The sequence below is a fragment of the uncultured Roseobacter sp. genome (assembly GCF_947491795.1).
Taxonomy (GTDB): Bacteria; Pseudomonadota; Alphaproteobacteria; order Rhodobacterales; family Rhodobacteraceae; genus Roseobacter.
On sequence record NZ_CANLKW010000003.1, the window covers coordinates 584,827 to 608,218 of the forward strand.

Sequence of the window (23,392 nt, forward strand, 5' to 3'; positions counted from 1 at the left end):
TAAGTGCCTGAATTCTGTGCAAAGGGGCGTTCCGAAAGGGCCGGAACAGGGCGATTAAGGATAATTTTACCGACTTTAGTCTATGTTCGGGCGTGCGCAGAGCAGTTAAACATACAGGAACGGACCCGAAATGATTGAGCTTCTTTTTGTCGCCTGTCTGGCCAATGCGCCGGATGATTGCCGTGAACGCAGCCTTGTCTTCAGTGATATCAGCCCGATGCAGTGCCTGATGGGCGCGCAGCCGGAACTGGCGAAATGGTCGGTGGCCCATCCGAATATGGAAATCCGCAGCTGGCGGTGCCAGGCCGTTAACTTTGCCGAACAGAAGGCCTGAGCCGGTCATCGCGATTTGCGCTGCATCAGCCCGCGCGCTGGGTCATAGCCCCACATGGCCGCGAGGCTGAAGAGCACCGACCAGAACACCACCCAGCCCAGGGCGGTCAGGTTCAGCTGCAGATAGAGCAGGAACCGGATCAGTTCGACCGCATGGGTGAACGGGTTGAGCGCACAGATGTCGCGCAAAAGCGGTGAGCTTTCCGCCATTTTCCACAGGGGATAAAGGGCGGAAGACAGGAAAAACATCGGGAAGATGACAAAGTTCATCACACCTGCAAAGTTCTCCAGCTGCCGGATGAAACTCGACAGCACAAGACCCAGTGCGCCCAGCATCAGCCCGCCGAGGATCAGACCCGGCAGCACGGCCACATAGCCCATGAGCGGCATCGTGATCCCGAAGATCGCGGCGATCCCGAGGAAGGTGTAGACCTGCAAAATCGAGATTGCCGTCGAGCCCAGCAGCCTGCAAAACAGCAGCCACCAGCGCGGAAAGGGACTGGTCAGCAGCAGGCGCATGGACCCGGTCTCGCGGTCATACACCAGGCTGAGCGAGCTTTGCATGCCATTGAACAGCAGGATCATCGCGCAGAGCCCGGGCACGATATAGGTCTCGTAGGTGATATAGGTCTGATAGGGCGGGATGATCGACAGGCCAAGTGCGGCGCGAAACCCGGCGGCAAAGATCAGCAGCCAGACCAGCGGGCGCACCAGAGCGGCAAAAAAGCGTTCGCGCTGATGCACGAATCGCAGAAACTCCCGCCCGACAATGGCCCGGGTGACCGTCCAGTATCCGGTCATGCCGCCACCTTAGTGCGCGCCAGGAACCAGTCATTCAGCGCGCTGTCACCGCGGATATCACCGCATTGTCCGTCGGCCAGAATTTCGCCCTGATGCAGCACCAGCAGGCGGTCGCTGTCGCGCACCTCGTCGGTCAGATGGGTGGTCCAGAGCACGCAGAGACCCTGATCCGCCAGGTCGTGCACATGGTCGGTGATGGCCGCGCGCGAGGCTGCATCGAGCCCCACCGTCGGCTCGTCCAGCAGCAGCACCTTTGGCTGGTGGATAAGCGCACGCGCCAGCTCCATCCGCCGCCGGTGCCCACCGTTCAGCGCGGCGGCTTTTTCATCCGCCCTTTCGCCCATGCCCAGCCGCGCAAGTGCCGTTTCGATCCTGCCGGGCACCTCATTGCGGGGCAGACCATGCAGCGCGGCGAAATAGGCCAGGTTCTGACGGACTGTGAGGCTGAGATCCAGGGTCGGCTGCTGAAAAACGACGCCGAGGTCAGCCAGGGCCATGCGGGATGCGCTGCGCAGGTCGTGGCCCGCGATATGAATGGCGCCGTCGCGCGCAACGAGCAGGCGGGTCAGCAGCGAGACCAGCGTCGATTTACCCGCCCCGTTCGGCCCCAGGAGCGCGCAGAACCGGCCGGGGGACAGGTCAAAGGAAACGTCCCTGAGGGCGGTTTTCGGACCATAGGAGAAATTCAGCCCAGCGACCGTCAGCCCACCCGTCATTGCCGTTTCCTTGCGTCATTTCCCACTGCTTTGCAGACTGCCCGCAAATCGACAGGGTCACAAGCGCTTGCAGGGCGCGCATGTGTCTTGACAAACTTTGCCAGGGTGCCCAGATTGGCAGTATGGCGACGATGAATGTTTCTCTTCCCGATCCGATGAAATCCTGGGTCGAAACCCGCACAAAAGACGGGCGTTACAGCAATGTCAGTGACTATGTGCGCGATCTGATCCGCAGGGATCAGACCCGCCAGCAGTCCATTGACGAAGTGCAGGCGCTGATTGACGAGGGCGTGCAAAGCGGTGCGCCGCGCGCCTTTGACGTGTCGGGCTTTATCCGGACCAAAACCGGGGCGTGATCCGGCAGATCCTGTTCCGGCCCCGCGCCATCGCTGATCTGGAAGACATCTGGCAGTACACAGAGGAAACCTGGTCTGTGGATCAGGCCGCGCGCTATCTGACGGGCCTCGACGCAGCGGTTGCCCTGCTCGCTGAGTTTCCCGACATGGCGCGTGCCCGGACAGAATTCACGCCGCCCGTCAGGATACATCCATACCGGCGGCATCTGATCCTGTATCTGGCCGAAGAGGAGAGCATCGACGTGCTGCGCATCGTGCACGGTCGGGCCAACTGGGCGGAGTTTCTGGCGGACGATGAGGAGGCCGGGGGAACCGGTGCCTTTTAGCGCGGGGCGCAGGGGCGGTTGCGTTCTGCTGCTCGCACGTCCCTGTGACGCAGCGCAGTGCCGGTTTTTATGGGTTTGGTGCACCCCTTGCCAGACAACATGCGGATGCAGAAGAAGCCGGATAACGTCCGTCATCTGAAAATCCAACGGGCGCCAAAATTCAGACAAGATCCACCGGTATTTGTTGGAGAATAAACCCAGACGGGTGGTTCGGGCTGGTCAGATCAGGGCCCTGCCACCCCGTTTTGTTTGAATGTTCAGGACCCGATACCGATGATTTCCAGATTACTGAGAAAGCCAAAGCATCAGCCTTTTCTGGCATTAAGAGCACCTGCGGAGAAAATGATCCGCCGCAGGCAGTTGCCCACGATCGACCAGTTGCGCAGTGAGATCACAGTGGCGTCTTCGAATATCGCCGGTTGGGCTGCGATTGAAGACAAGCGCCACAGGCTCAGCTCCGGCGTTCCGCCAAAGCCGGACATGGCACCGCTTCTGGCCTCGGTCAGTGCCGATATCACGAGACTCCAGCCAATTGAAAAAGGCAGGGGCATGACCGTCGAGCAACTGGCCGAGCGGTCGACGATTTACCGCCTTGTGGCGTCGCAGGGTCAGGATGCGGAGGATGTGATCGCTCTGTTTAAAGATCGCGACGCTGCGCGTGCCCTGTGGCTGCGCGCTGAAGCGATACGCGGGCAAATCGACCGTTACGAGACAGAAGCCGAAGCGTACCGCCGTGCGATGTCAGACTGGGAGCAGAACGGGAATATCCCGCGCTATCACGAGGATGAAGATCTGGTCGGCATTCTTCGGGAAACCGAACCGCATGACAGGGATTTGTGGCATGTGATCGCCTGCGAAAGTGAGCCGGGCCGGAAAGCGGATCATGACGCACTTTACTGGATTTTCGCGCAACCTGCCTGTGATAAGGCCAGCGTTGCAGCGTTTATCCAAAGGTATGCCTCTGCGGGTTATCTGGAGTATCTGGCGAAAGCCGGGCAAAAGCACGGGCACACAGAGTTTGCGGATCAGACCGCGCAGATCATTCAGCGTTGGAATGACGGGTTTTACAAAACCAGTGAATTCGGGTTTGCCGGCAAAGACCTGGAAACTGTGGAGCAGGCATTTCTGCGGCAACGGGACAGGGCAGAGGAAATCCTTGGCCGCACGCCCTGGGGTGTTCCGGATGGGTTGTTCCGATCATTTGAGGGGAGAGCACCGGCACCCGCTCTGCATTTTCGACATGGTGACGGGCTGATGAAGTTACCGCCGCGTCCGGAAGACTTTTTTACGTCCCTGGCGACAGGAGGCTCCTGAGCGGGGCAGTCACTGAAGTAGCGTCAGCCGATGCCGTTCAGGTTACGCACGGCGGTCCTTTTGGGACAGCCTTTAAGGGGCAGCATTAAACAAGAAAGCGGGTGGCGCCGTGCGGGTGTGGCGCGGATTTGACCCATATGGACCGGGTTCCGCCAGTGGTGTGAACCAAAGGCTGTTCGCCATCGTCCATATTTGCGTAAGACTTATTATGTAAACCCGGAAGCGGTATAATCAGAACCTCTCTGGCCCCGCGACGGTTACCCCAGCATGTCTGCTGTAATTCCCGCATACCATCCTTCGGATTCCTCATAGGTCGCTTTTCTGACATCTCCGGTCTCGCCGACCTGCGAGATGAAACCGTCGACCCGGGAGATTTTTTCTGGGGTGGCTTCATAGGTGGCTCCGACTTTCACGCCGTCGTTCTCGGAGATCAGGGACCAGCAGGTATTTGCGTAGCGGGCGGGAAACACCGCAGAACCGGTCAGCGCGCCGCGTACCGCATTTGCGCAGACCTTGGCCTGGCTGTTGGCGGAAAAGGCGGATTTTGGCATATCGCCCTGCTGAGCGGCATCGCCGAGCACGTGGATGTCCGGATCGGCCCTGCTGGACATATCGGCGGCCTGCACGGGCGCCCAGTTGCCATCGGTGACCCCTGCGATCTCGGCGATGCGCCCGGCTTTCATGGCAGGGATCACGTTGCAGACATCCACTGCGAGCGTTTCACCGTCAATGGTGAGGGTCATCGCGCCGGGATCAACCTCGACCACACCGCCCCCGAAATCCTCGCCGATCCAGTCGATCATGCCGGGGTAATGATCACCCCAGCCCTCCTCAAAGAGCGACATCTTGGAAAACTTTGGTTTGGGATCGGCCACGATGATTTTGGCGGTCGGGTTATGCGTTTTGAGGTAATGCGCCACCATCGACACCCGTTCGTAGGGTCCGGGCGGGCAGCGGTAAGGGTTGGGCGGGGCGACCATGGCAAAGGTACCGCCTTCGGGCATGGCTGCGATCCGGGCTTTCAATAGCTCTGTCTGCGATCCGGCCTTATAGGCATGAGGCATGGCGTTCTGCGCTGAGATATCCCAGCCCGGAACGGCCCCGTCGACAAAATCAATGCCCGGGCTGAGGATGAGCTTGTCATAGCCCAGGGTTGCCCCGCCTGCCAGGGTCACGCGGCGCAGGTCGCGGTCCACGCCCACGGCCCAGTCATGCACCACGTTCACGCCCGCTGCGGCGAGCCGCCCGTAGGAATGGCCGATATCGTCAATGGCCTTGAAGCCGCCAAGATAGAGGTTGGAGAAAAAGCAGGAGTAATAGGTGCGCGTCGGTTCGATCAGGGTGACAGAGATATCCCCCGCGCTGTCTTTGGCGATGTAGCGCGCTGCCGTGGCCCCGCCCGCGCCGCCGCCGATTACGACCACACGGGGTTTTGCATGCCCTTCTGCCAGTACCATGGGCGCGGCCAGCGCTGTGGATGCGACAGCCGTCGAGCGCAGAAAGCGGCGTCTGTTCATGGTCATGGCGGGTCTCCTTACAGGTCGTTTCAGGGGTCGAGCGTGTTGAAGTAGGCGGCCAGTGCGGCAATTTCTGCGTCTGAGAGCCGCCCGGCAATCATCTGCATAACCGGGTGATCCCGGCGTCTGGCCTTGTAGGCCTGCATGGCAGCCACAAAGTCAGCCTCGGGCCAGTTCACGATGGACGGGATACCGGCATCGCGCCCCTCCCGGTGATGGCAGGTGGTACATTCGCCGCTGAGATAGGCGCCATAAGCAGGATCGCCCCTCAGCTGTGACGTCTGGGTCTCTGCAAGGGCTGTCTGACTGCTGAGCGCCACCGAAATAAGCACAAGGCCTGCAGGGCGGGGCGCAAAGCGTCTCACGAGGTCACTGTGACCCTTTTACTGTCGTGGTAGACCGCGCCGTCATCGTCATACCAGGCAAAGGTAAACGTGCCCGATGCGGGCACGCGCGCCTCGAACTGGAAATAGGGATTGGTGGAAATGGAGGGCTCCATCGCGATGTCGATCACGCTCTCGCCATTGAACGCAGCGGTGAAGCGGTTGATGATCGAGCGGGGGATCAGGTTGCCGTTGTCGTCGGGGCGATGCCCGCTTTCCATTTTGTGACTGACCAGCGTCTTGATCGTGATCGTCTCGCCCGCGGCCGCGGTTTTGGGCACTTTGACCCGCGTCTTTACACCTTCTGCCATTGCGGTTCTCCTTTTTGTCGCGTGTCAGGCACCACAGCCGCCCAGGGTGACATCCACATGGGTGCGGGCGATGCGAAACGACCCGTCGGGCATCTCGGCCAGTGCCACGACTGTCTGGGTTCTGGCGAGCCGGATGCGCGTCGAGACGTCGCGCGCACCGCTGAGCGGGCCGAAACGAAAACGGGCGACACGGGGGGCCGGGTTGTGTTCTGCAAGCACCGTGATCGCCACGGCCTCACCGGGTGCGCTGACCCCCAGCGGCACGGTATAGCCATCCTCTGCGACGGCGGGCAGGGTCAGTGTCACGCCGCCCTCGATAACGGGCGCATTGCCGGTGAGCGCCGCATAGGCTTCTTCAAACAGCGAGGCCTGCGCGGGCGCGCCGACCAGACCCGTCGCAACCAGAGCGCCGGTGCCGATCACAAGCGTGTGCCGCCTTGTCAGTTTCATGTCACCCTCCCGGTCCGCTGTGCGCAGGCTTTGGCGCCAGCCTGATCCGATGGGTCAATTCTAACCATAATGATCCTTTTTGCACCTTTTTTGATGCCAGACCGCCGCTGCGATGACGGGAAGTTGATGACGTCCCGGGGATTGCACCCTGATCTGTTGGCCGGAGCGTAAGAATGCGCAGCGCCAGACGTTCGGCCTCTGGCAGCGGGCGGGTCGCGGATTTCTGCCCGGCAATCAGCCTTTCCGTCAGGGTGCCCACCGATTTTGCGGTCCCGGTGTCGAAGCCAAGCTGGATAGTGTTTGCCAGTTCCCGGTTGACGGTCCCGGTTTTCAGGACGGCCAGACGCACCACGGGCAGATCACTGGCCGGGGCCGATACGCTGAGCTGTGATCAGAGCAACCACCCGCCAGATAACGCATGGTGATCTTCTGTGGTGCGCCACCGCAACGGGTTACTCCGCGCGGCGGCTGACTTCCTTCAGGTCACTGTCCAGCTTGATATCGAACTGGTTGCCGCCTTTGCAGATCACGTCATCCAGATCATAGCCGTCGTCTTCGACCTCGATGTCATCGGGGTCCATCTGGCATTCGATGGAGGCAAGAAACGCTTCGATTTTGGCGACTGTATCCGCATCCACATGTCCGTCCGCATGGAGCGGCGCTGCCAGGGTGGTGAGGGCGAGAGTGCACAGAAGTTTACGCATGATAATGCCTTTCGAATTTTACTGGATAGAGAAAGTGACCGATTGGCTGTCGCCGGTAGAGCCGGGAATACGCAGGGTGTGCCGGCCGGGCTTGATGGCGATAAACGACAGCTCCACCACACCTGCCTTGTCGAACTCAATGGAATCGATGGCCATGGGGCGTATTTCGATCGAATTGATAACGATCTCGTTCATCCAGATCGCGCGAAAGAAACCCGCCCCTTCCAGCGCCAGTTCCGCCGATCCGTCTGCCGTGATCTCCAGTTTATAATAGGCGCCCGATTGCAGTTCGACGTCCTCGCCCACGGGCTGACCAGAGGCCAGCGTCAGACTGATCGTCTCGCCGCGGTTGCACTTGGCCAGCAGCCCGGCAAACCCCAGATCATCGCACAAAGGTGCGGCCAGCGCGGGCGTGGACAGCGTAAAAGCCACAATGGCTGCCAATAGTTTTTTCATGGTCGTCTCCCCGGATTTGTTATCAGTCAATTGTCACCACGCCCCAGGGCTGCTGGCCCACCTGCACAGAGCGGATCGCCTTTTCCCTGGCCACGTCGATGACGGTGATGTCGTTGGAGTTGCCGTTGGTGGTCAGCAGGTATTTTTCGTCCGGCGTGAAGTCGAGCTGCCAGACCCGCTGGCCGACCAGAATGTAATCGAGCACCTCAAGGCTTTGCGCGTCCACCACGGCGACCCGGTTTGCGGGCCCCAGCGCCACAAAGAGCCGCTTGCCGTCCTGCGTGACACGCGCACCCACGGGCTGCAGCCATTCCGGTTGCACCCCGGCGACCTCAAAGGAAATCTTGCCAATGACCGTTGGCGTACCATCCTCGGCAATATCCATGACGCTCACAGTGCCGCCAATTTCGGAAGTCACGAACAGCCGTTTGCCGTCGGCGGTGTAATGGGCGTAGCGCGGGCGCTGGTCCACCAGGATATTGTGCTTGATCTTGTAGTCTTCGGTCGAGATGAAATGCGCCATGTTGGTCGTCTCGGAGGTGTTGACCACGAATTTCGCATCCGGGCTCATCCCCATGCCTTCGGGCTCCACGCCGACGGGCACTTCGGCCAGAACGGTGCGGGTTTCGGTATCTGTCACCGTCACCAGATTGTCGTCCTCGTTCGCGATATAAAGCCGCTTGCCCGAGGGCTCCAGAATGAAGAGCTCCGGGTCCGGGCCGGAGGGCAGGCTTGGCAGTTCCTCATAGGTGGTGGAATCAAACACCCGCACCAGATTATCGTCCGAGGCGCAGACATAGATCTTGCTGCCATCTGGGCTTACGGTGATCCCACGCGGGCGGTGCCCGGCAAAGAACTCGGTTTCCACCTCCCACGTGTCGGTGTTGACCACCGTGATCGTGTTGCCGCGTTCATTGGACACAAATGCCTTTCCGGCCAGGGCAGGCGCTGCGAGCAAAAGGCTGATGGCAGTCGTCACGACGAGGGATTTCATCGGGAGGTCTCCTTAGTTGAATGCGGTACAGTTGGATTCAGGGCGGTCCAACCCCATCGTGTCGAGCGGCGATACCTGATGCAGAAAACCGTCCTGCGGCGAAACACTGACCGTGATGCTGCCGTCATAGAGCAGGATTGGCTGGCGCAGCTGCCCGTTCCAGTTCCGGAAGGTCACCCGCGTGCCCTTGAAGGCGGCAAGCTCAAAAGCATCGGAAACCGCATAGTCGCGCACACCCATCGGGTCGGCGGTATTGGCGCGGGTGACGGCCTCTCCCACCACGCGCAGGGCCAGCCAGACGTTGTAGTCCTGCGGTTTGGCGTAACGCCCGGTCAGCGCTTCAAAGCGGGTCTGGAACTGTGTTGCGCCATAGGCTTCATGGGCTGCATGAAAGGTCGTGGGCACCAGCCCGCCCGACCCCATGACCGGGCGCGGGGTCCAGAGGTGATAGCTCAGATACCGGGCGAAGTAATCCGTACCATCCGCTGCGACCACCACATCATGGTCATCAGCGCCCTGCGTGAACGTGGGCAGTTGCCGCTGCACCAGCACATGCCCGGAATCGGTCCGCCGGGACCCGCCTGTATCTGTAAACTCCCGGTCCTCCGTGATGCGCACGCCGAACTTGCGCGCCGATGTCCGGTAGGCTTCGGCCAGGGCGATATCCTGCGGATTCGAACCGGAGATCAGGAACCATTCGTCCCATTTCTTCCAGACTGCAAATTGCGCCACCGCATCGGCTTTCATGGCATCGCTCGGGGCGATGTGCAGCAGGTTTCCGCGACACTGGTCGTCACGCAGCGCCACGTCGCCGGTCGCCGCATTGAAAACCAGCGCACCCGCCGCCGCTGCCTTGTCGGTCAGGCGCAGCAGATCCTCTCCGCGCGCCTGCACGACGATCAGCCGGATGCCCTGGGCCAAAAGCGCGTCAAACGCGCTGTCGGCCTCTTCGGGGGCGGTGGCGATTGTCGTGGTCTCGTAGGTATGGCCCAGAAAACTGCCGGTGGTGCCATTGTCCTCATCCGCCAGAGCGGCCCCGGCAAAACCCAGATCATCGGGGCGCAGATCATAGCGGCTGATTGGCAGCAGGGTGGGATAGTCTACACGCAGGACCGCTGCTTTCACATCGATGGCCTGTGCCGGAATGGCAAACGCAATCCACGAAAAAGCCGCCAGCAGAGCCGCTGAAAGTCGTCCCACGATGTCCTCCCCAGAAGCATTTTGCTTCGGTTTTTTTATTCAGTTCCGACAGCTGGTTGTGAACCTATACTTTTGGCCGGGTTGCTTTCGGGAGCCTATCACCCGCACCATCAACTACGAATCTTATTTTTTAAGAATGACCATATGCGGCTGATATTGCTTATATTTCTGCTGACTTCAGCCGCTGCTCAGGCCGAAGACAAAGTGGCGTTCTTTGGCATCTTTCTGCTGGACAGTTCCCTGCAGACCACCGAACTGGGCCAGGACCCGGCAGAGCAGGCGCGGCTGGAGATGCTCAATACCATGGTCGCAGAGCGGTTTGCGGCCGAAGGCTATGCTTTCGTCGATCTGCAACCGGCGGCGGGCGACATTGACCGCTATGTCAATCTGGCCAAATGCTATGGCTGCGACAGCCGTATCGCGCAGAAACTCGGCGCTGATTTCTCGCTGGTGGGCGAGGTGCAGAAAACCTCTGACCTGATCATCGCCATGAACCTGCAACTGCGCAGCGCGGGGACAGGCGATCTGGTCCGGGGCGGCGTTGTCGACATCCGGGGCAACACCGACGACACCTGGCGCCGCGGCATGCGCTACATTCTGAACAACCGGATTTTCACGAAGGAGGCGAAATGAAACGCAGAACACTTTTGGGCGCGGCTTGTCTGGCACTGGCAATGCCGGGACTGGCGCTCGCCCATGGCCCGACACGGCAGAAAATCACCCTGACGGCAGAGGTCGGCGCGTCGCCTGACGCGGTCTGGGCGGTCATAGGCGATTTCCAGGATATGTCCTGGCACCCGGCGGTCTTTGCCAATGCGGGCGAAAACGGCAACGAGATCGACGCCACGCGGGTGCTGACGCTCGGCGCAGAAGGCGGGCCAACGATTTCGGAAATCCTCTACAAATACAACGCCGAAAAGATGAGCTATTCCTACCGGATCACCGATGTTCTGGTCGAGGTGCTGCCGGTCACGAACTATTCCTCGCATCTGACGGTCAAACCGCGCGACGATGGTGGCGCGCAGATTGAATGGCGCGGCGCGTTCTACCGCGGCTATCCCAACAACGATCCGCCCCCCGAACTGAACGACGAGGCCGCGATCGCCGCAGTCAGCGGTGTGTATCAGGCGGGGCTGGATGCACTGGTTGAAAGATTTGGTGCGCCGGGTTCCTGAGCTCATCAGCGTCGCGGCCTGTGTCGCGATGCCTGTGATGGCGGATACCGCCTATGTGACCTGCCAGACCGGCGATGCGCTCAGCGTCATTGATCTGTCCGCGGGGCAGGAAACAGCGCGCTGGCAGCTGCCGGGCAAGCCTGCGGGTGTTGCCGTTTCCGCAGAGGCGGTCTTTACCGTCTCGGCCGACAGCAAGACAGTGCAGCGGATGCATCCCGGCACAGGCACCGTCGAGGCCGCGAAAACGCTGGAGGGCGGCCCGGTTGGCATCGCCCTTGATCCGGCGCGCAACCGGCTCTTTGTGTCTGATTGGTACAGCGCGCGGATCTGGGTGCTGGCGGCGCCGGATCTGACCGTCCTGCAGCAGCTGGTGGTCGGGGCCGCGCCCGCCGGGCTGGCCCTGTCGCCGGATGGCCGGTTTCTGGCCTCTGCCGACAAAGAAGCGGATCAGGCCAGTGTTTTTGATGCGCAGACCCTCGAGCCGCTGCACCGCATTTCCGTCGGCACGCGGCCTTTCGGGTTGTCCTTTGCACCCGACGGGCGGCTGTTCGTCGCGAATGTCGGCACCAATGACGTGACCGTGGCCGACCCCGCGACCGGCGTGGTCCTTGCCACCATCCCGGTCGGCGACCGCCCTTATGGTGTGGCTTTTGCGCAGGGCCATGCCTTTGTCACCAACCAGTATGACGGCACGGTCAGTGTGATCGATCTGGAGACGCTCACCGTCACCAAAACCCTGAGCGTTGGTGAATATCCCGAAGGGATTGACGCTACGCCCGATCAGAGCCGGATCGTTCTGGCCAACTGGTTCGACAACACCGTCACAATCATCGACGCAGGCACGCAATCTGTGATAGAAGACGTGGAAACCTGTGACGGCCCGCGCGCCTTTGGCGCTTTCATTCTGGGAGAACAGCAATGACACGAATGACCCTGGCTGCAGCTTTGCTCTGCGCGACCGCCCTGCCCGCCTTTGCTGCGGGTGAAGCCTGGGAGTCTGTCAGAACGCAGCTTTATGGTGAGCGCGGGCTGCTGGATGGCCGCAACGTGATCGCCATCGACGCGCCCTACCGGACCTATGAGGACGCCCGCACGGAACTGGCGGCACAGATTGTCGCCCCCAAAGGCACGGCCGTGTCCAAAGTGACGCTGGTGCTGGATGAAAACCCGATGCCGGTTTCTGCGGTTTTTGCGCTGGAAGAGCCGCAGACCACCTTTTATTTTGACGTGACCATGCGCATCAACGGCCCCACGCCCATGCATGTCATCGCCGAAACCACCGATGGCCGGGTTTTTGTCTCTGAACAGATGGTCAAAACGTCCGGTCAGGGGGCCTGTGCCGCACCGCCGGGCACGGACCCTGAAGCGGCTCTCGCCACGCTGGGCCAGATGCAGATCGACGTTGCGGGCGACCTGCCCGGTGTCGGCGACGGCAAGCTGCAAAGCCTCGCCGCGCGGCTGAGCCGCATGGACCTGGACATTTCGCACCCGTCCCATTCGGGCATGCAGATGGATCAGATATCGCTGCTGTTCATCCCGCTGCGCTATGTCGAGACGGTCGACGTTGATCTGGACGGCGCGGGCTTTGTGGAGATGACAGGCTCGATCTCGCTGTCTGAAAACCCGCGCGTCGGATTGTCTGTGCCGCGTCGCACGCAATCGGTGGATGTCACCATGACCGATACCGACGGGACCATTGCGACTGCTCACAAAACGCTGCCGGGGTTCTGAGCCTGCGTCAGTTGCCGGTTTGCGGCTGCCCTGCCTCGGGGTCCGTTTTCGCGACCGGATAATCCCAGAGCTGCCAGCCATCGGTGCCCTCGGGCAGCCAGAAAACGGACGTATAGCCCCATTCGAGCGCGCGTCTTGCGGCGTTCCAGCTCATCCAGCAATCCTCGAGACAAAAGAAGACGAGCGGGTGGTCCGGATTGCCCCCGCTGGCTTTCTCCAGTCCGGCGCGAAAGTAGTCAGCCGTGACATCCGCAATGGCACCGTATCCCACATTGGGCAGCCAGACAGCACCAGGAATGGTATAACGCGGCTTGTCACGCCAGATCGTGCCTTTGGGCAGATTGGCCGGTTTGGGCGGCTGCGGCATAACGTCGATGAAACCGGCGCCGCCGGCCTCCCACATCTCAAAGGCCTGTTCAGGCCCCACGACAGTGCCGCCGGTAATCGCATCCGGCACCGGCGCACGGTAATGATCCATCCGGTAGTCACCCGGTTCGGGAACGGTTTGCGACAGGGCAGGCAGGGGCAGCAGAAACAAAGCTGCCACCAGCGCCCGGATCACTTTGAGATCTCCAGCACCTCTGTGCCAAGGTCCGTGGTCAGGGGCACTCCGGCCTCGACAAGCAGCGTGTTGATTTCATCCTGATTGCGCCGGATCAGCGAATTGAGCTGGCGCTGCCAGACCTTTTCGCCCTGCCGGACACCCATGGTGATCCGGAAAAACAAACGCGGCGGTCGCTCTTCGCCGACCAGCGGGATGACCCTGAGACCGGGATACCCGGATTTGACAAGCGGACCGCCCAGAGGCCCCCAGAGGATCGCCGCCTGCGTCTCACCCGCCACAAGATCATCGAGCATATCGTTTGCGGGGGACTGATACCGCCGGTCCACAACCAGGTTATAGACCTTTGAGCGTGCAATCAGGCCGTTGCGCGCCAGATGCGCTGATGGTGGTGTGCCCGCAATGATGCCGATCCGCTTACCCTTCAGCGCCGGATCCGTCAGCGTTGTCACCCCCGCCAGATCACTGTCTTTTGGCACAATCAGCGTGTAGACTGAGGTGAAATAGTGGTTGGTGTTCAGAACCAGTTCGTGCCCCTGCGCATAGCCCATGACCACATCGCATTTCTTGGCGGTCAGCGTGTTGCGGATAAAACCGGTGGCCATCGGATACCAGGTGTATTGCACCGGCAGCTCCAGCTTGCCTCCGACCATATCGGCCAGATGGTTCTCGAACCCGGTCCCTTCCTTTGTGGACATGGGATAATTTGCGGGGTCCGCGCAGACCCGCAGCGCAGAGGACGACACAAGGTCAGACGTCTGGGCGGATGAGCCGGACCCCGCCAGGGAGAGACCCAGCAGACACAGAACAAAGAGATGCCTCAGATTTTCAGCCCATGCAGGCATCTTCATCCTCGCGAATGATATCTGATTTCGCTTCTTTTTTGGCAGGACGTCCCCGGGGCAGGACATCGAGCCCGCGCGCCTTCAGGTAGACGTAAATATCGTCGAGGTAACACATCACATTCCGGTTGTCGCCAAAGTGCGGCATCACAGAATTTCCGTTTTTGCGGCCATTGACGACCACCTCGAAAAAGCCGTCATATCCCAGGCTGATCGAGGAATTCTTGACCGCAGGCGCATAGGTCGAGCCTTCGCCATCAGGGCCGTGGCAGACGTGGCATTCCGCATGGTAGCGGCGAAAGCCGGAAAACGTCAGCCAGTCGACTGTGCCGTCTTCCTGAATATTAAAGGTGGGGACATCGTCATCGGTATAGTACCGCCCGTCCTCGCTGTAAGCTGCCTCATAAAGCTTTGGGTCGACAGGGCTCTCTGCCAGCGCCGCCAGTGGCAGGGCCGCGATCAGGCTCGTCGCAATCAGGTTTACCGTTTTCATTCTCTCACCCCTTTGGTTGGGAAAGCGCGACCCCGAAAGGCCGCGCCAACCATCATTTCAGACCAGGCGATCAGTCTGGCAGTGCAAAGACTGTCAGCTGTCCCCCCAGCGCGGTGTAGTCGCTCAGGGCTGCATAGCCGCCCACAGCACCCAGACCGTCGTTGGGATTGGTCAGACCAGCTGCGAGACCAATACCGGCCCAGCCGCCGACACCCGACAGGATGCCGATGTACTGTTTGCCGTTGGACTCGTAGGTCATCACGTTGCCGATGATACCCGATGGTGTTTTGAAGCGGTAAAGCTCCTCACCCGTGTCAGCGCTGACCGCTTTCAGATGACCTTCGAGCGTGCCGTAGAAGACCACGTCACCGGCTGTGGCAAGTGCGCCGGACCAGACCGAGAACTTCTCGGGGATCGACCACTTGATCTCACCGTTGATGTTGTCCCATGCGATGAAGTTGCCCATGCCGCCATGGCTGTCAGGGGCAGGATACATCGACAGGGTCGCACCCACATAGGGCTGACCGGCGGTATAGGAGACCCGGAACGGCTCGTAATCCATGCAGACGTGGTTTGTCGGCACGTAGAACATTTCCGTTTTCGGGCTGTAGGCCGCAGGCTGCTGGTCCTTGGTGCCAAGTGCTGCCGGACAGACGCCGGTGGTGTTGACGTCTTCACCGTTCTGGGCAGTGGAGTACTGCGCCACAACAGCAGGACGACCGTATGTATCCGAATTCGGATCCATGTCGACGCCGGTGGTCCAGTTCACGACGGGGTCGTATTTCTCGGCAACCAGAAGCTCACCCGATACACGGTCCAGCGTATAGCCCAGACCGTTACGATCAAAGTGGGTCAGCAGCTTGCGCTCTTCACCGTCGATCGACTGCTCGGTCAGGATGTTCTCGTTGATACCGTCATAATCCCACTCGTCATGCGGGGTCATCTGGTAGAACCACTTGGCCACGCCCGTGTCGATGTCACGCGCCATGAGCGTCATGGACCAGCGGTTGTCACCCGGACGCTGAGCAGGGTTCCAGGTCGAGGGGTTGCCTGTGCCGTAATAGAACAGGTTCTCGTCCAGATCTGCAGAGAACCAGCCCCATGTGGTGCCGCCCCCGATCATCCACTGATCACCTTCCCAGGTGTTCGTGCCTGAATCTGCGCCAACCGGCTTGCCCAGGTGCGTCGTGTTTTCCGGATCCGCCAGGATGTCACTGTCCGGACCCATGGAATAGGCCCGCCAGACAAGCTCGCCGCTGTTCATGTCATAGGCCGTTGTATGGCCGCGGACACCGAATTCACCGCCCGAGATGCCAACAATCACCTTGTCTTTCACCGGCAGGACTGTGGCTGTGTTGGTTTCACCGATTGCCGGATCACCGTTGACAGCTTCCCAGACCACGTCACCGGATTTGGCATCCAGTGCCACAAGTTTGGTATCGGCCTGATGCAGGAAGATCTTGCCGTCGGCATAGGCCACACCGCGGTTCACGGTGTCACAGCACATCACCGGGATAACGTCCGGATCCTGCTTGGGCTCATATTTCCAGATGATCTTGCCTTCGTTCTGGAGATCAAGCGCGTAAACAATATTCGGGAATGGCGTGTGCACATACATCACGTCATCAACCACGAGGGGCGAGCCTTCGTGGCCACGCAGAACGCCCGTCGAGAACGTCCAGGCCACCTGCAGATCGCCCACATTTTCCGCGTTGATCTGGTCAAGCGCAGAGTAACGGTGGTTCTTGTAATCACCGGTTTGAATTGCCCATTGCGTGGAATCACCCATCTGGGACACGAGATCGTCATTTGCGGTAGCCATGCCGGCGCAAAGCGCGATCCCGGAGGTCAAAAGCAAAAGCTTTTTCATAGTAGTGCCTCCCTAAATGCGGCGGAATTGCCGCGAAAACGGCCCCTGGCCCCCCTTTGGGCCAAACGCCAGGTCTTTTTCATTGCGGGCCGGTTCTGTTGCCATCCCGCAAAGAAAAACTCGAATTACGACCCGTCCGCAGGGAAGGTCGCCAGATATGCAATCACGTTCATGCGGTCGTCTTCCTTGCGCAGTCCGGCAAAGCTCATCTTTGTGCCCTTTGCATAGGAACGCGGTTTTTCAAGAAAGGCCGCCAGTTCTTCGGGCGTCCAGGTCTTGCCCTCTTCGGCCAGGCCGACCAGAACATCGGAGTACTTAAAGCCATCGGCAGAGGCGATGGGCCGGTCGATAATGCCATTGAGCACCGGACCGACCTTGTTTTCGGCCCCCTCGCCCACGGCGTGACAGGCCTTGCATTTACGAAAGACCTTTTCGCCCGCAGCCGCGTCACCGGTGATATGGCCGTCTGCAAAAGCCAGTGTCGGCAACAGCAGCAGACCGGACGCGGCAAGTACTCGTTTCAGCATAGATATATCCTCTGTATCCTGTCAGTTCAGTCGCTCGGCGTGCCATTCCACATGGTCACGGGCGAAAGTGTTCACGAAAAAATAGGAGTGGTCATACCCCTCCTGCATACGCACCTGTCCCGGCTGGCGGCGGCGCGCCATCATATCGGCCAGCGCTTCGGGCTTGAGCAGGTCAAGGAACTGATCGTCCGCGCCCTGATCCACCAGCAGGTCACTTTTCCACCCGAACTCTTCCAGCAACAGCGTGGCGTCGTGCTCTGTCCAGGTCGACTCGTCATCGCCCAGATAGGCGCTCAGCTGTTTGCGGCCCCAGTCGGACTGGGTCGGGTGCGCGATCGGCGCAAAAGCCGAGAGCGAGTCGAACAGGTCCGCATTGCGCAGCGCCAGTGTGATCGCTCCGTGCCCGCCCATGGAATGGCCGGTGATCCCGTGACGGTTCTGAACGGGCAGATTGTCCATCACCACCCCGCGCAGCTCGTTCAGGATGTAGTCATACATGCGGAAATGCCGCTTCCAGGGATCACGGGTCGCATTAACGTAAAACCCTGCGCCCTGGCCCAGATCATAGGCTTCATCATCCGTGACCCCTGCGCCCCGCGGTGAGGTATCGGGATAGATAACGGCCAGACCGTGCCGGGAGGCATGCTCCTGAAATCCACCTTTGAACATGGCGTTTTCGTGGGTGCAGGTCAGACCCGACAGATACCACAGCAGCGGTACCGGATTGTCAGAGGCCTGCGGTGGCAGGTAGACCGCAAAGGTCATTTCGCATCCGCAGGTATTGGAAGGATGTCTGAACACCTTCTGGCGTCCTCCGAAACTCCGGTTTTCCGATACCAGCTCCAGCGTCACCTCAAAACTCCACAACAGCGCGGATGGATTTACCCTGGTGCATCAGGTCGAACCCGTGGTTGATCTCGTCCAGGGTCAGTTTATGGGTGATCATCGGGTCGATCTCGATCTTGCCGTCCATGTACCAGTCGACGATTTTCGGCACATCCGTGCGCCCCTTGGCACCGCCAAAGGCCGTGCCGCGCCAGACCCGGCCGGTGACCAGCTGGAAAGGCCGCGTCGCGATCTCGGCGCCCGCAGGGGCAACCCCGATGATGATGCTCTCGCCCCAGCCCTTGTGCGCGGCCTCAAGTGCGGTGCGCATCACGTTCACATTGCCCGTGGCATCAAAGGTATAGTCACAGCCCCCGCCTGACAGCTCCACCAGATGCGCGACCATGTCGCCCTCCACTTTCGAAGGGTTCACAAAATGCGTCATGCCGAAATGGCGGCCCATTTTCTCTTTGTCGTCATTCAGATCGACGCCGATGATCTGATCCGCGCCGGCCATCCGCAGCCCCTGGATCACGTTCAGACCGATGCCGCCCAGACCGAACACGGCCGCCGTCGAGCCGATCTCGACCTTGGCGGTGTTGATCACCGCCCCGATGCCCGTGGTCACGCCGCAGCCGATGTAGCAGATCTTGTCAAAGGGCGCGTCCTTGCGGACTTTCGCCAGCGCGATCTCGGGCACCACCGTGTGATTGGCAAAGGTCGAGCAGCCCATATAGTGGTGAATGGGCGTCCCATCGAGCATCGAAAACCGCGTGGAGCCATCGGGCAACAGCCCCTGCCCTTGCGTCGCGCGCACCTTCTGGCAGAGGTTGGTTTTGGGGTTCAGGCAATAGTCACACTCGCGGCATTCCGGCGTGTAGAGCGGGATCACATGGTCGCCCACTTCCAGGCCCGTGACCCCCTCGCCCACCTCAATCACAACGCCCGCGCCCTCATGGCCCAGGATCGCCGGAAAAATGCCTTCGGGATCATCGCCCGAGCGCGTGAACTCATCTGTGTGACACAGACCCGTCGCCCTGATCTCAACCAGAACCTCGCCCGCCCGCGGACCCTCCAGGTTCACTTCCATGATCTCCAGAGGCTTCCCAGCCTCAACAGCAACTGCGGCGCGCGTTCTCATCATGGCGGGGTCCTTTCGCTGAATATGACGGTTCAACTCAGAAAGACAGAGCGCTGCGATGTCAAGTCTCAGAGGTCAGGGCAGACAGGGTGCGGTCAGAGACTGGCGATCAACAAACTCTGTCTCCAGCATCACCGATGGTTCGGTCCCGGGACCATTCACTCCATTCAACAACAGCCGGGCTGCGGCCTGACCAATCTCAATCTGAGGCACACGCACCGTCGTCAGCGCAGGATGTACCACGCGCGCAAGCCCGATGTCATCGAAACCAACGAAAGACATATCAGCCGGCAGACTGAGCCCCATCGAACGCGCCTCTGTCATAGCGCCGGCAGCCAGAACGTCATTACCACACAGTACGACTGTCGGTTTTTCCCGCTGCGCCATGATTTCTGAAAACGCGCGCCCGCCGTCATCCAGCAGATAAGGGGCCTCGGCGACATGGGTGATCCGCGCGTGGTCACCCCATCCGTTTACTGCGTCCCGGACACCGTCAAGCCGGGCGCGTGCCCGGTCATTGCCTGCAACCCGACCGCTGATCACGGCGATACGCCGGTGTCCCAGAGCAAGCGCCCGTCTTGTGGCGTCCGCCGCGGCATCTTTGTTGCTGAACCCCACAAACCGCGACCCTGGACGGGCAACGTCGCACCAGGCAACAATGTGAGCAACACGGCGTTTGTCCAGAAACGCCCAGGTTGCTGCCGGACGCTCGTTCCCGATCAGCATCAGACCGCCGGCACCATGTGCGACCAGCGATTTAATCGCCGCCATTTCCTGGTCCGGATCAAACCCCGTTGTCGCCACAAGCAGATTGACCCCGGTCTCGGACAGTGCTTCCTGAAAGGCCTGCAGTGCGTTGGCAAACATCGCGTTGGCCATAGAAGGGATGACTGCGCCCACTGTGTTCGCACGCCCGGAGGCCAGAGCGCGGCCCCCGAAATTCGGCGTATACCCGAGGTTTTCAACTGCCTGTTCGATACGGGCACGGGTCTCCGGCGCGACTTTCTCCGGTGAGTTAAGCGCACGCGATATGCTTGCCGTGGACACACCGGCCAGGCGTGCAACATCTTCCAGTTTTGGCGCAGACATTCGATCGATCCGTATTTTGCCCGGTTTCCGGAACACGCTGGCCGGGCGGCTTACAAAAAAGTTAACACCGATGTGTGTAAGCGCTTGCATTGATCGATGCAAGCGCTTACACGAGACATCAGATCAGGAGAATCCCCGATACGTCCGGACAAGGACTTTTTGGGCCAGCTCCCGAACACAGCATGACCCGGGAGGTGCGCACATGGCACGTGATTATCTGAAAAAAGCAACCAAGACAGCGATGACGGACGCAGGTGACGTCCGCGAAACCGTTCAGGGAATTCTCGCTGATATCGAAGCTGGTGGAAACGAAGCCGCCCTCAGATACGCTGAGAAATTCGACAAATACAAAGGCAACGTGATCCTTACGGCCGATGAAATCGACGCGGCAGCCAGCCAGGTTTCCCAAAAGCTCAAGGACGACATCGCATTTGCCCACGACAACGTGCGCCGCTTTGCCGAAGTGCAGAAATCAACAATGACAGACGTGGAGCTGGAAGTTGTTCCCGGGCTGATCGCGGGTCAGAAAGCCATCCCCGTGCGGGCCGCCGGCTGTTATGTGCCCGGTGGACGCTACAGCCACATCGCCAGCGCGATCATGACCGTGACAACCGCGAAGGTTGCCGGCTGCCAGCACATCACCGCCTGTTCGCCCCCGCGTCCGGACGTTGGTATCGCTCCTGCTATTGTTTATGCGGCACATCTTTGCGGTGCGGACAAAATTCTGTCCATGGGTGGTGTTCAGGGCGTTGCGGCCATGACATTCGGTCTTTTTGACCTGCCCAAAGCGGACATTCTTGTGGGCCCTGGCAACCAGTTTGTTGCAGAGGCAAAACGCATTCTGTTTGGCCGGGTCGGCATCGACATGATCGCCGGCCCCACAGACAGCCTGATCCTGGCAGACAAAACAGCAGATCCGTTCATCGTGGCCACCGACCTGGTGGGCCAGGCCGAACATGGATATAACTCGCCGGTCTGGCTGGTTACGGACGACCGGGCCCTTGCGGAAAAGGTCATGGAAACGGTGCCGGGGCTCATTGCCGATCTGCCAGAACTGAACCGCGCAAACGCCGAAGCCGCCTGGCGCGACTATGCAGAAGTTATCGTCTGCGCAGACCGCGAAGAAATGGCCGCCTGTTCAGACGATTATGCCCCTGAACACCTGACTGTTCAGGCCGAGGACCTGCCCTGGTGGCTGGAACGCCTGCAGTGCTATGGCTCCCTCTTCCTTGGTGAAGAAACCACCGTTGCCTTTGGCGACAAAGCGTCGGGAACAAACCACGTTCTGCCGACGTCGCAGTCGGCGAAATACACCGGTGGCCTGTCCGTGCACAAATACATGAAGATTGTGACCTGGCAGCGTGCAACACGCGATGGCGCAAAACCGGTCGCAGAGGCAACAGCGCGGATTTCCCGTCTGGAAGGCATGGAAGGGCACGCCCGCACGGCGGACGCAAGGCTGCACAAGTATTTCCCACAGGAAAACTTCGACCTGTCTGCGGCAGACTGAGCCGATGAACGGGCTGTTTGATGTCAGCGGCAGGGTGGTCTGTGTGACCGGTGCCAGCAGCGGGCTCGGCCGTCAGGCCGGGATCCTGCTCGCGGAAGCCGGGGCAAAAGTCGTCGGTGTCGCACGCCGCGTCGACGCCCTGGCCACCTGGGCCGGGGAAGCCGGAGGCGAGACAGCCTGTATCACCGGTGATCTCTCGGATCGTCACGCCCTTGGCACTATTGCAGCCGCTGCGGCAGAGCCTTTTGGTGCGCCGGACATTCTTATCAATGCTGCGGGCATTAACACCCGCCAGAATGCAGATGATGTTACAGCAGAAGGCTGGGACGTCACCCTGAACCTGAACCTGGCAGCACCGTTTTTTCTGGCACAGGCCATGGTGCCCGCAATGAAAGAACGCGGCTGGGGGCGTATCATCAATTTTGCCTCGCTTCAGTCGCGCCGCGCCTTTGCGAACGGTATCACATATGGTGCGTCCAAGGGCGGCGTCGAACAGATGACCCGCGCCATGGCAGAGGCCTGGTCCGCCGATGGCATAACAGCCAATGCCCTCGCACCCGGGTTTTTCCGTACAGAACTGACCGGGCCGGTTTTTGCCGATGCTGCTCTCGCGCAGCGCAACGCAGACCAGACATGTATCGGACGTAACGGAGAGCCAAGCGACCTGGATGGCCCGCTGATGTTTTTCTGTGCCCCCGCCTCTGACTATGTGACGGGCCAGGTACTCTTTGTGGACGGGGGGTTCACCGCAAAATGAAAGCACTTGTATACACAGATGTTGAGGAACTGACCTATCAGGATCGCCCGATGCCCACTGCGGGTGCTGGCGAACACCTGATCCGCATTATGGCGTCTGGCATCTGCGGGTCCGACATGCATGCCTTTCTGGGGCATGATGCGCGCCGCCCTGCCCCTCTCACGCTCGGTCATGAAGCTGCCGGTACAATAGTAGGCGGACCGCGTGACGGGGACACAGTCACAATCAATCCACTTGTTGCCTGCCAGACCTGCAACGCCTGTTTGTCCGGCAAGGAAAACCTTTGCCCTAACCGCCAGATTATTTCCATGCCACCACGTGAAGGCGCGTTTGCCGGATACGTCGTCATGCCGGAACGCAATCTGGTAAGCGTGCCCACAGGGGTTGATCTGCGGCATGCGGCTCTGGCCGAACCGATTGCCTGCGGATGGCATGCCGTGCGGCTTGGCCGCGATGTGCTCGGTGGCGATCTGATCAGTCGCAGATGCGTTGTTATCGGCGGCGGTGCAATCGGTGTTGGTGCGGCCTTATCGCTGCGCGCGCAGGGTGCAACAGACATTTCTCTGATCGAGCCAAACGATCTTCGGCGCGACCGTCTTGCAGGTGTCGAAGGCTTCAGTGTCTTTGCGCCAGATGATCCCAGCGGACCTGCCGCCGGAACTGCCGATCTGATTGTCGACGGCGTAGGCTATGCTGCGACACGTGCCGCTGCCTGCGCGCTGGCAAAGCCCGGCGGTGTAATCACACACATCGGTCTTGGCGAAGATACCGGGGGGCTCGATGTCCGCCGGATGACACTGCAGGAAATCACATTCATTGGCACCTACACCTATACTGCTGAAGATTTCCGCTACACAGCCGCTGCCATCTTTGACGGGCGTCTTGGGGCGCTCGACTGGATTGAAACCCGCCCTCTGGCCGATGGCCAGCAGGCGTTCCGAGATATTCGTTCCGGTGCAGTTGCTGCACCGAAAATCATTCTGATCCCCGAACACGAGGAGTAATCAAA

At 60.3% G+C, this 23,392-nt stretch carries 29 protein-coding genes; 11 read left to right on the top strand and 18 right to left on the bottom strand.

The window, feature by feature from the left end; genetic code table 11:
- Positions 1-130 precede the first annotated feature (130 nt).
- Positions 131-334, top strand: a complete 204-nt coding sequence (locus Q1A34_RS14585) for a hypothetical protein (protein WP_300035533.1) — start codon at positions 131-133, stop codon at positions 332-334.
- A 5-nt stretch (positions 335-339) separates the two neighbouring features.
- Here Q1A34_RS14585 and Q1A34_RS14590 read toward each other — a convergent pair whose 3' ends face one another.
- Entirely contained in the window at positions 340-1,134 is a 795-nt protein-coding gene (locus Q1A34_RS14590; protein ID WP_300035535.1) for an ABC transporter permease, read from the bottom strand.
- On the bottom strand, positions 1,131-1,850 hold the full coding sequence (locus Q1A34_RS14595) for an ABC transporter ATP-binding protein (protein WP_300035537.1): 720 nt from the start codon (positions 1,848-1,850) through the stop codon (positions 1,131-1,133). The genes Q1A34_RS14590 and Q1A34_RS14595 overlap by 4 nt, the downstream gene beginning before the upstream one ends.
- Positions 1,851-1,972: 122 nt before the next feature.
- Here Q1A34_RS14595 and Q1A34_RS14600 point away from each other — a divergent pair, with 122 nt between their 5' ends.
- From Q1A34_RS14600 to Q1A34_RS14610, 3 genes are all read left to right on the top strand, one after another.
- Positions 1,973-2,206 (top strand): type II toxin-antitoxin system ParD family antitoxin, encoded by a 234-nt coding sequence (locus tag Q1A34_RS14600; RefSeq protein WP_300035539.1) that lies wholly within the window; start codon positions 1,973-1,975, stop codon positions 2,204-2,206.
- Positions 2,203-2,532 (top strand): type II toxin-antitoxin system RelE/ParE family toxin, encoded by a 330-nt coding sequence (locus Q1A34_RS14605; protein ID WP_300035541.1) that lies wholly within the window; start codon positions 2,203-2,205, stop codon positions 2,530-2,532. The genes Q1A34_RS14600 and Q1A34_RS14605 overlap by 4 nt, the downstream gene beginning before the upstream one ends.
- 342 nt (positions 2,533-2,874) lie before the next feature.
- Positions 2,875-3,846, top strand: a complete 972-nt coding sequence (locus tag Q1A34_RS14610) for a hypothetical protein (protein ID WP_300035543.1) — start codon at positions 2,875-2,877, stop codon at positions 3,844-3,846.
- A 257-nt stretch (positions 3,847-4,103) separates the two neighbouring features.
- Here Q1A34_RS14610 and Q1A34_RS14615 read toward each other — a convergent pair whose 3' ends face one another.
- From Q1A34_RS14615 to Q1A34_RS14650, 8 genes are all read right to left on the bottom strand, one after another.
- Entirely contained in the window at positions 4,104-5,369 is a 1,266-nt protein-coding gene (locus tag Q1A34_RS14615; RefSeq protein ID WP_300035546.1) for an NAD(P)/FAD-dependent oxidoreductase, read from the bottom strand.
- Positions 5,370-5,392: 23 nt separating this feature from the next.
- Complete coding sequence (locus Q1A34_RS14620) at positions 5,393-5,728, bottom strand: c-type cytochrome (protein ID WP_366942856.1); 336 nt, start codon at positions 5,726-5,728, stop codon at positions 5,393-5,395.
- Positions 5,725-6,057, bottom strand: a complete 333-nt coding sequence (gene soxZ, locus Q1A34_RS14625) for a thiosulfate oxidation carrier complex protein SoxZ (RefSeq protein ID WP_300035550.1) — start codon at positions 6,055-6,057, stop codon at positions 5,725-5,727. Before soxZ ends, Q1A34_RS14620 begins: the two co-directional genes overlap by 4 nt.
- 24 nt (positions 6,058-6,081) lie before the next feature.
- Positions 6,082-6,507 carry a thiosulfate oxidation carrier protein SoxY gene (locus Q1A34_RS14630; RefSeq protein ID WP_300035553.1) on the bottom strand — a complete coding sequence of 142 codons (426 nt, stop codon included), beginning with the start codon at positions 6,505-6,507 and terminating at the stop codon, positions 6,082-6,084.
- A gap of 452 nt (positions 6,508-6,959) precedes the next feature.
- Positions 6,960-7,211, bottom strand: a complete 252-nt coding sequence (locus Q1A34_RS14635; protein WP_300035558.1) for a PepSY domain-containing protein — start codon at positions 7,209-7,211, stop codon at positions 6,960-6,962.
- Between the two features lie 18 nt (positions 7,212-7,229).
- Positions 7,230-7,667, bottom strand: a complete 438-nt coding sequence (locus Q1A34_RS14640) for a hypothetical protein (RefSeq protein WP_300035561.1) — start codon at positions 7,665-7,667, stop codon at positions 7,230-7,232.
- A gap of 22 nt (positions 7,668-7,689) precedes the next feature.
- Positions 7,690-8,661 carry a YVTN family beta-propeller repeat protein gene (locus Q1A34_RS14645; RefSeq protein WP_300035564.1) on the bottom strand — a complete coding sequence of 324 codons (972 nt, stop codon included), beginning with the start codon at positions 8,659-8,661 and terminating at the stop codon, positions 7,690-7,692.
- Between the two features lie 12 nt (positions 8,662-8,673).
- Positions 8,674-9,861, bottom strand: coding sequence for an ABC transporter substrate-binding protein (locus Q1A34_RS14650; RefSeq protein WP_300035567.1), 1,188 nt, complete (start codon positions 9,859-9,861; stop codon positions 8,674-8,676).
- Between the two features lie 144 nt (positions 9,862-10,005).
- Between Q1A34_RS14650 and Q1A34_RS14655 the strand changes: the two genes are divergently transcribed.
- From Q1A34_RS14655 to Q1A34_RS14670, 4 genes are read left to right on the top strand one after another with little or no spacing between them, the layout of a single operon-like run.
- Positions 10,006-10,494, top strand: a complete 489-nt coding sequence (locus tag Q1A34_RS14655; RefSeq protein ID WP_300035570.1) for a DUF3280 domain-containing protein — start codon at positions 10,006-10,008, stop codon at positions 10,492-10,494.
- Positions 10,491-11,036: an SRPBCC family protein gene (locus Q1A34_RS14660; protein ID WP_300035573.1), complete on the top strand. Its 546-nt coding sequence runs from the start codon at positions 10,491-10,493 to the stop codon at positions 11,034-11,036. Before Q1A34_RS14655 ends, Q1A34_RS14660 begins: the two co-directional genes overlap by 4 nt.
- Positions 11,020-11,958 carry a YncE family protein gene (locus tag Q1A34_RS14665; protein ID WP_300035575.1) on the top strand — a complete coding sequence of 313 codons (939 nt, stop codon included), beginning with the start codon at positions 11,020-11,022 and terminating at the stop codon, positions 11,956-11,958. Before Q1A34_RS14660 ends, Q1A34_RS14665 begins: the two co-directional genes overlap by 17 nt.
- The gene (locus tag Q1A34_RS14670; RefSeq protein WP_300035578.1) at positions 11,955-12,767 is read left to right on the top strand and encodes a quinoprotein dehydrogenase-associated SoxYZ-like carrier; all 813 of its coding nucleotides are present in this window, start codon (positions 11,955-11,957) and stop codon (positions 12,765-12,767) included. The genes Q1A34_RS14665 and Q1A34_RS14670 overlap by 4 nt, the downstream gene beginning before the upstream one ends.
- Before the next feature lie 7 nt (positions 12,768-12,774).
- On the opposite strand, the gene Q1A34_RS14675 is transcribed toward Q1A34_RS14670, so the two are convergent.
- The 8 genes from Q1A34_RS14675 to Q1A34_RS14710 form a co-directional block, all read right to left on the bottom strand.
- Positions 12,775-13,329, bottom strand: a complete 555-nt coding sequence (locus Q1A34_RS14675) for a PQQ-dependent catabolism-associated CXXCW motif protein (protein ID WP_300035581.1) — start codon at positions 13,327-13,329, stop codon at positions 12,775-12,777.
- Entirely contained in the window at positions 13,326-14,174 is an 849-nt protein-coding gene (locus Q1A34_RS14680; RefSeq protein ID WP_300036699.1) for a substrate-binding domain-containing protein, read from the bottom strand. The genes Q1A34_RS14675 and Q1A34_RS14680 overlap by 4 nt, the downstream gene beginning before the upstream one ends.
- Positions 14,158-14,664 carry a c-type cytochrome, methanol metabolism-related gene (locus Q1A34_RS14685; RefSeq protein WP_300035584.1) on the bottom strand — a complete coding sequence of 169 codons (507 nt, stop codon included), beginning with the start codon at positions 14,662-14,664 and terminating at the stop codon, positions 14,158-14,160. Before Q1A34_RS14685 ends, Q1A34_RS14680 begins: the two co-directional genes overlap by 17 nt.
- Positions 14,665-14,734: 70 nt before the next feature.
- Positions 14,735-16,534 (bottom strand): methanol/ethanol family PQQ-dependent dehydrogenase, encoded by a 1,800-nt coding sequence (locus Q1A34_RS14690; RefSeq protein ID WP_300035587.1) that lies wholly within the window; start codon positions 16,532-16,534, stop codon positions 14,735-14,737.
- Positions 16,535-16,659: 125 nt separating this feature from the next.
- Complete coding sequence (locus Q1A34_RS14695) at positions 16,660-17,061, bottom strand: cytochrome c family protein (RefSeq protein WP_300035590.1); 402 nt, start codon at positions 17,059-17,061, stop codon at positions 16,660-16,662.
- A gap of 21 nt (positions 17,062-17,082) precedes the next feature.
- Entirely contained in the window at positions 17,083-17,907 is an 825-nt protein-coding gene (gene fghA / locus Q1A34_RS14700) for an S-formylglutathione hydrolase (protein WP_300036703.1), read from the bottom strand.
- A 7-nt stretch (positions 17,908-17,914) separates the two neighbouring features.
- Positions 17,915-19,027: an S-(hydroxymethyl)glutathione dehydrogenase/class III alcohol dehydrogenase gene (locus Q1A34_RS14705; protein ID WP_300035472.1), complete on the bottom strand. Its 1,113-nt coding sequence runs from the start codon at positions 19,025-19,027 to the stop codon at positions 17,915-17,917.
- A gap of 75 nt (positions 19,028-19,102) precedes the next feature.
- A complete protein-coding gene (locus Q1A34_RS14710; RefSeq protein ID WP_300035593.1) occupies positions 19,103-20,116 on the bottom strand; it encodes a LacI family DNA-binding transcriptional regulator in 1,014 nt (337 codons plus the stop codon).
- Between the two features lie 202 nt (positions 20,117-20,318).
- Between Q1A34_RS14710 and hisD the strand changes: the two genes are divergently transcribed.
- From hisD to Q1A34_RS14725, 3 genes are read left to right on the top strand one after another with little or no spacing between them, the layout of a single operon-like run.
- Positions 20,319-21,626 carry a histidinol dehydrogenase gene (hisD, locus tag Q1A34_RS14715; protein WP_300035596.1) on the top strand — a complete coding sequence of 436 codons (1,308 nt, stop codon included), beginning with the start codon at positions 20,319-20,321 and terminating at the stop codon, positions 21,624-21,626.
- Positions 21,627-21,630: 4 nt separating this feature from the next.
- On the top strand, positions 21,631-22,383 hold the full coding sequence (locus Q1A34_RS14720) for an SDR family oxidoreductase (RefSeq protein ID WP_300035599.1): 753 nt from the start codon (positions 21,631-21,633) through the stop codon (positions 22,381-22,383).
- Complete coding sequence (locus tag Q1A34_RS14725; protein WP_300035602.1) at positions 22,380-23,387, top strand: alcohol dehydrogenase catalytic domain-containing protein; 1,008 nt, start codon at positions 22,380-22,382, stop codon at positions 23,385-23,387. Before Q1A34_RS14720 ends, Q1A34_RS14725 begins: the two co-directional genes overlap by 4 nt.
- The last annotated feature ends 5 nt before the right edge of the window (positions 23,388-23,392 follow it).